The following is a 6282-nucleotide window of genomic DNA, read 5'->3' as shown; positions in this document are numbered from 1 at the left end:
GACGAACTCGGCTACCTGCCGCTGGAGCCCGACGCGGCGCACCTGTTCTTCCAGCTGGTCAGCCGGCGCTACGAAACTGGCGCCATGCTGATCACGTCGAACCGCAGCGTTGCCGAATGGGGCACCGTGTTCGCCGATCCGGTGGTCGCCACCGCGATCCTCGACCGGCTCCTGCACCACAGCCACGTCCTGACTATCCGCGGCGACAGCTACCGGCTCCGCGCCAAGCGGAAGAGCGGCCTCGTCAAGCCGCCGGCCGGTGACGGCCCTCCGGTCGGCTCCGCCTCCCTCCGTCCCGTCACCGGCGGAGCCAACCTTCAACCGAGATCATGAACCCGAGCGTGGGGGCAGTTCTTCATGACGCAAAGGGGGCAGTTCCGGATGGCGTTTGACACTAATAGAGCAAGGGCTAGAGCAGCTCCGACTGCCACGCGAGCGCAAATCTGAAAGGTGGCGCGGTTGGGTTTAGGCGTTGGGGTAGCAAGCGTTCCAAATGGCGAACATCCACGGATCGGGAGCGGAACACTGTGCCGAGGTGTCATCTGCAAAGCTTGCAACAAGTATAGTGCGATCCTGAGGCAGCAGTGGGTCGATCATGATGAGCATCTTCCCAAGCGCGACTCGCGCTAGGGCTGGTTTATGAAGCTCACGGCCGAACGCCCCTTCGCCAACCCTGAAGCCGCGGCCCGCAAGCTGGTTGAAATCACCAGTTGGTCGCCGAATCAAAGAACGGGGTGATCAAAGGCTGCACACGATGGCGGCTTGCGCATCGTCCAATCATCGCCCCAACCGGCGGGCATGGGCAGCCAGCCGCCGGGCGGGTTTCTATATCCGTCGACAGTGTTGCATCCAAGCTCTAGCGGCGCAGCCACATTGTCGCCACGATTGGGTCCAGCCGGTCGGATCGACCAGCGCGCTGGCATGGCTAGGCTCGGCACATCTTCGGCGGGGGCGTGTGCCGGACCGCCAGCCAACCCCGGCGCGCGGCCCGCATCGCGCTACACGAAGGTTCGCGTGCCACACTTCCATTATGACCTACCTGGTACTTCATAAGAGAGCGGCCGGCATCTATCACTGGGCCGTCTACTGACACGGCGAAAAACTCTCTGGCTGCGCCGAAAGCTGTCGTCCGGAACGGGCCTCGCGCTACTGGTGTTTGTCGCGAACATCCTGATGGCAGTGCTCGCCTGGATCGACGTCGGCCGCGTTCTGAACTGAGATGTCGCACTGACGCAACCTGAACGCTGCCGTGACGCCGGCGAGAACGTCGCCGCGCTGCCCAAGGCCGTGCATGATGCCCCGGAATCGCAAGCGACGATGGATGCCCTGATCCTGGTGGCCGAGCAAGGCGGCCCGACGATTCTCGCCCGGATTGGCATCATGCGTGCCTTGAAGTGCGGTCACCAGATTCCGGACCGCGGCTCACCGCTTGTTGTAAGCTTGCTGCCCGATCTGCGCCGGACGCGGCGTGAGGACCGCGATCTGATGCGGCGACGCTGGCATTCCCGCCATCGTCTGTATGAAAGGCGAGAGGTCCTGCTCCGCGCCGGCCGGTCCCAGCACCATCAATTGATGCGGTGTGATCGGGAGGCCCGCAACTTCATAAACCGGCAGGTCCGCTGCGACAACGTCGATGGTGCCCAGTATGAGAGTCGCAAGTGCGACGCCCGATAATCGATAAAACATGATACGATTCCATTTCTCGAAATCTTCGGTCAGCTCCGATACGCGTTTAAGGCGGGCCGGACGCGGCGAACCGCCACAGCGCAGAAAATGAAACGTGATGAAAGACATGTTGGCGCGGTGGCGGTGTTCACAAGATCACCATGGCGATGCTAGTACCGGCCGTGGGCGGGAGTCCTTAAGCCGTCCTTACATTTGGCTGAGCTTTCTCTTAAGGATGCCGGGAGTGCCGAGGCCGGCCGGGTCACGCTGGCGGGCCTTGTCGTTTACCGCCTTAACTGTCGCCACTGTATCGCGAGCCGCTGGCGGTTGCGCCTCCCGCGCGATCGGCGTTGGTATCGAACCCGGGAATTTTACGAGTGGTCGCTGATCTATTTTCTGCCGAGCCAAATTTGCTGTTTTGTGGGAATTGGGCGTCAGGCAATCGGGCGCAGCCTGGCGGCCCACCACGCCCAAGCCGACGCGCTCGAGACATAAGAGCAAGCTAGACGGCTCGCGCCGCCGCCTATTGCGATCGATTCCTTTACCGCTCGTGACCAGCTCCCTTCGAGGAGGTCCTTCCCGAAAGAAAAGGCATGAGCGCCTGCGCAGTCGGCGCAACTTAAAGCGCTACCTTTGAGCACAGCGAGCGGATGGCCGACTGTTCTCAGACTGACCGCCGTTGGACATGGGTCCGTCCGATCACCAGCTAGACGTTCGCCGGTTGGAGTTGCTACCTAAAATCATCGTCGACTTCCAGAACGTGCGATTGGGCTCAGTTCATGCGGACAATCCGAGGGTTTGGAACGCCACATCGCAAAGCCCGTTGTCTTTTCAGAAATGACCGTTGTGATCGCACCCCATTTTCTTGGAGCGTCAGATGAGCAAACGCAAATTGGCAACTGCGTCAAAGCGCGTCCGCCATCCCAAAAAGGCCGCGCGAGCCCAACGGAACAAGCAGGCCGTTGTCAGAAGCCCGAAAGACGATTTTCTGCGCTCTGTTGCGGCAGCCTCGATTGAGCCAGCTCCTAAGCTACATGAGGATCCAAAAGGCGATGCTCCCCTCATTGAGACCCGGGTGGATGCGTTACCAGGCGACCTCAGTCAGAGGATGAGGGATAGCGATCCAGCGAAAAGCTTCGCTTTAGCGACGGCCCACATGCAGGCTTATCAAGCGAAGCTTCTTGAGATAGCCCAGGCCAACGGGCATCTTGCTTTTGAATTCTACCTGAGACTTACAGCAATCAGGTCGCCAACTGATTTTTTCGCCGTCATTATGGAATTTACAAGCAGACGGATCGAAATGTTCGGGCAGCATGCAAAAGAAATGGCTGCATATCCGTTCTGGCGCATCGATCCGTCTCGGAAGCTCGCGGTTCTGCCTGGACGATGAGGCAATGCCCCTCGCTGGGCAAATGGATGGACACAACGCTGACTACGGTTTGCTTGCTTCGGAAGACCTGCGATGACACTTCATGACAGCCCTTCGCTCCTAGGCTGATCCAGGCCTTACCAGATCATGGAAAATCAACGCCCCGCTCCTCTACGCGCTGAAGGCCAGCGGTGCGGAGTTCGGTGCCGGCATCAAGCTCGCGATCGACAGCGGCTGGCTCGAGATGCACGAGAGCGGACCTACGCCCGGCTGATTACTGAGGGTGACTACGACTAATGCTCGTTCGCTGTGGGCTTGCAGATCTCTGTCGTCCATAATCCGCAACGCCGGGTAGTGCATCAAAATTCAGTTCATACGAATGCGCAATATTTATTCTGGCGGACGCAGCTCGGAGGAACGCAACCAACCGTCGATCCGGGCGGCGTCGTGGGCTTTCTTCCAAAGGTCCGCACGCTCCTTACCGCGGGGGCCGATCAGGTTCGATCCGCCGGAGTGCCCTTTTCGTTGTGCAGCGATATCAGCCACCCGGCAATGTTAGTAGTTTCGTTCTGTCGACCCTTCCGAAGCACACTGTCTCTCTTGTGCCCTGGTGGAATGGATTTTGCCTCATCGCTCAACTGCCGTGCTTCTAGGTCGAGCCGGGCCTTCAGCGAAGCCTTTCGTATGAACCGGTGCCGCTTCATTGACACAATTCCACTCGCGATCCTCTGTAGTTAACTCGGCTCACTTGCATTGGTTCTTGTGTTCGACTGCCTCTGGCTGCGACCGCCGTCGTAGTGGTGAATGGTCGGTGAACGATCCATTTAATCGCCATTCAAGAGCAAGGACGTTTTGCCATCGTGTTGAGCAGCGAAGCGCGTGATTGCATCAGCGGTCACAGATTGAAAGCCGCGATCCCGTTCGCCGGCGAGCTCAGTCGAACGCGGCTAGCGCGAGAGCAACGACAGTGGCGGCGAGCGCAGCTCCATCCCGGCGGCGGCTTGATCCCGCCCGCCCCATAGATCCGGGCAAGGGGCCGCCGAAGAACCACGCGGGCGGATAGCGCTTGCTGAAATCGAGCGGCTCGATCGCAGCGGCCACGGGCGCGACAGGCGGGCTGTGCCAACGTCATAACGGCGCCGAGCATCGCGCACAACAGGACTGCGGTCGGAGGCTTGGGGCGAGCGGGGGCCACCTGCCCCGAAAGAGCATGGAATATGCCCATGCTTACCTTTGTGAGCGCCTGCCTTCAGGCGGCTGGGTGCCAAAAGGGGCGGCAGCAGCCCGTTCTGATGTCCACCAGCTAGTGTCGACTCTGCTCGTCTTTTTGTTGGCGGAGCTGCTCCAGCTGCCTCTCAAGGTGCTGCTTTCTGGTCAGCAGTTTGTCGTGCAGAATTACCTCCATCTGCCGATGGAGTATCCATAATTCATCGATGGACAAGTTCTCGAGATGTTGTTGAAACATGATTCCCCCGAACCATGGCGGCGCTCTCATTAATACGCATTAAATCGCGATGGAGGTTCCGATTGTGCTTGCCGCCAGCACATTCCGATCGATGCTTCTGGTCCGCCCGTGGTCGAGATCGTCCCTCAGCGATAGCTACTTTCTCTCGAAGATTCTCCAGTTCGCAAAGTTGGGCCAGTAGGCTTTCCGTTAGTTGGCGAAGAACAGCGGCGGGGTTATGGTCGATAGCGCTACCCATTTGAAATTCCTCCACAAAAGCTGCACCGGCAATCAACTTCACTCATTTTAGGAAGGAACTCACCTATGAAACAGATTGCAGTGCGTGCAGAGGAATCGCGGGGGGTGGCAACTGTCTGTGACCCTTGATTCCCAAGACCGATATAGGCCCGGCCTCACGACAACGGCGGAATTTAACGACCAAATTAAATGTGCATTTTATTGGCAGGGCAACAACAAATATTAAGATTATTAAATTATCTGCGTGCCGAAGCGGGCCTAGGCCTCACCGCCTCAGCCGGCGGGAAATGCGCCGCCATCCATTAATGGTTGCAATGGTTGCGCTTGCGGTGCGGTCGGCGCCAGCACTTCGCGCTGGACTAACCGCCATTGGCGCGCCCAGGTGGCAACAGTGCTGCTTGAGCGCCGTGCAGCCGGTCCCGCAGCATCGATGGTGAAATTCGCCAAATCCTACCAGGGGCTAGTTGTTGTTCCCGGTGGATGCCGCCGGCCACCTCCAGTTGCCGCACAACAACTTGGAAGAACCAGATGTGCACTCGCGCTTCCGGTGCCGACACAGCGTCCAGAAGGGATTGCACGCTGCTTCTGCGGCGGGCCCGACGCCCCACGTCCACACGAACACATCCGCCAGACCGCCGTCTCATCCTTCGACGCCCCCCTCTGGTCGGCGCCTTTCAAGGAGGATTGAGCATCGGCGTTGCCCCGCACCTTGCCACATGTTAGTGCGCGCCGCCGCTGCATCTGCCAGATTTTCCCGGTGGTCCAATAGGGGTCCAAGTCCTCCAAAAATGAACAACAAGTGGGTGGCTTGCCATGCGTGCTTGCGGTCGCGCTGTTGACGATGTTCTTCGTCAGCATCTTGAAAGTCTTGCTCATCAAATGGCGGAATTAGAGGAACTGCGGAACCGAGTGCGTAAGGCGGAGCAGAAGGTGAGGAAGAGACGGAGGCAGGAACGCTCGCACATTCGATTGGGCGCATCGAGCCAAGCATTCGCCATGGGCAATGATCATTAACGCGGTGTTCTTTGCCGCCTTGGCATTGTTCGAGACCGCTTGGCTGTATGCTCTTGCCAAAGCCGCGATAGCTGTTGGCATTTGGGTGCTATCCTGGAAGCGCATTCATGGCCTTCCCTAGGACGCCAGCTCAACGCGGGCTCGCTCATAAAGGAACGGACGCTCTCTGCGCTCGTTTGGAGCGCGATGGAAATGGAGGATTTTCATGGCGTCCAATAGAATGATTATCTTGCTGAGCTGCATCGCCGTCTGTGGCCCACCCGCATTTGCTCAGGGCGGCGGCGCAGGCGGGAGCAGCGCAGGCTCATCTGCTGCCGCTACCGCAGGCGCTGGAACGGGAACAAATCCTAGCAGTGCCAACTCAGGTCCATCGGCCCCTTCCGGTACGGGGACGCAGGATGTCACAACTGGCTCAAACCGGAGCACCAACACCCAACTGAACAATCCCAACGTTCAACGGCCCACGCCAAACACGCCAACGGCAGCGCAGGCCGAAAGAAACGCTGGCGTTGGTCACGCGCCGAATGGACAG

5 protein-coding genes are annotated in these 6282 nt (G+C 59.2%); 3 read left to right on the top strand and 2 right to left on the bottom strand.

Annotated elements, in window-relative coordinates:
* Nucleotides 1-333: ATP-binding protein (locus SO140_RS45135; RefSeq protein ID WP_498544130.1), on the top strand; the 333-nt coding region annotated here is incomplete at its 5' end.
* 813 nt (nt 334-1146) lie between these two features.
* Here SO140_RS45135 and SO140_RS45130 read toward each other — a convergent pair.
* Nucleotides 1147-1404: a hypothetical protein gene (locus SO140_RS45130; protein ID WP_474804946.1), complete on the bottom strand. Its 258-nt coding sequence runs from the start codon at nt 1402-1404 to the stop codon at nt 1147-1149.
* Between the two features lie 18 nt (nt 1405-1422).
* The gene (locus SO140_RS45125) at nt 1423-1794 is read right to left on the bottom strand and encodes a hypothetical protein (RefSeq protein WP_474804944.1); all 372 of its coding nucleotides are present in this window, start codon (nt 1792-1794) and stop codon (nt 1423-1425) included.
* Nucleotides 1795-2542: 748 nt separating this feature from the next.
* Here SO140_RS45125 and SO140_RS45120 point away from each other — a divergent pair.
* Both SO140_RS45120 and SO140_RS45115 read left to right on the top strand, forming a co-directional pair.
* A complete protein-coding gene (locus tag SO140_RS45120; RefSeq protein WP_474804942.1) occupies nt 2543-3055 on the top strand; it encodes a phasin family protein in 513 nt (170 codons plus the stop codon).
* Nucleotides 3056-4244: 1189 nt separating this feature from the next.
* On the top strand, nt 4245-4460 hold the full coding sequence (locus tag SO140_RS45115) for a hypothetical protein (RefSeq protein WP_498541263.1): 216 nt from the start codon (nt 4245-4247) through the stop codon (nt 4458-4460).
* Nucleotides 4461-6282 lie beyond the last annotated feature (1822 nt).

This window comes from Bradyrhizobium sp. UFLA05-108 (genome assembly GCF_059803455.1).
The sequence above is the reverse complement of the archived record's forward strand: the minus strand, read 5'-3'. Positions and strand labels throughout refer to the sequence as shown.

Excerpts from the sequence above, each read along its gene's own strand:
- SO140_RS45125 (WP_474804944.1), bottom strand. The coding sequence starts at position 1,794 with ATGTCTTTCATCACGTTTCATTTTCTGCGCTGTGGCGGTTCGCCGCGT.
- SO140_RS45120 (WP_474804942.1), top strand. The coding sequence starts at position 2,543 with ATGAGCAAACGCAAATTGGCAACTGCGTCAAAGCGCGTCCGCCATCCC.
- SO140_RS45115 (WP_498541263.1), top strand. The coding sequence starts at position 4,245 with ATGGAATATGCCCATGCTTACCTTTGTGAGCGCCTGCCTTCAGGCGGC.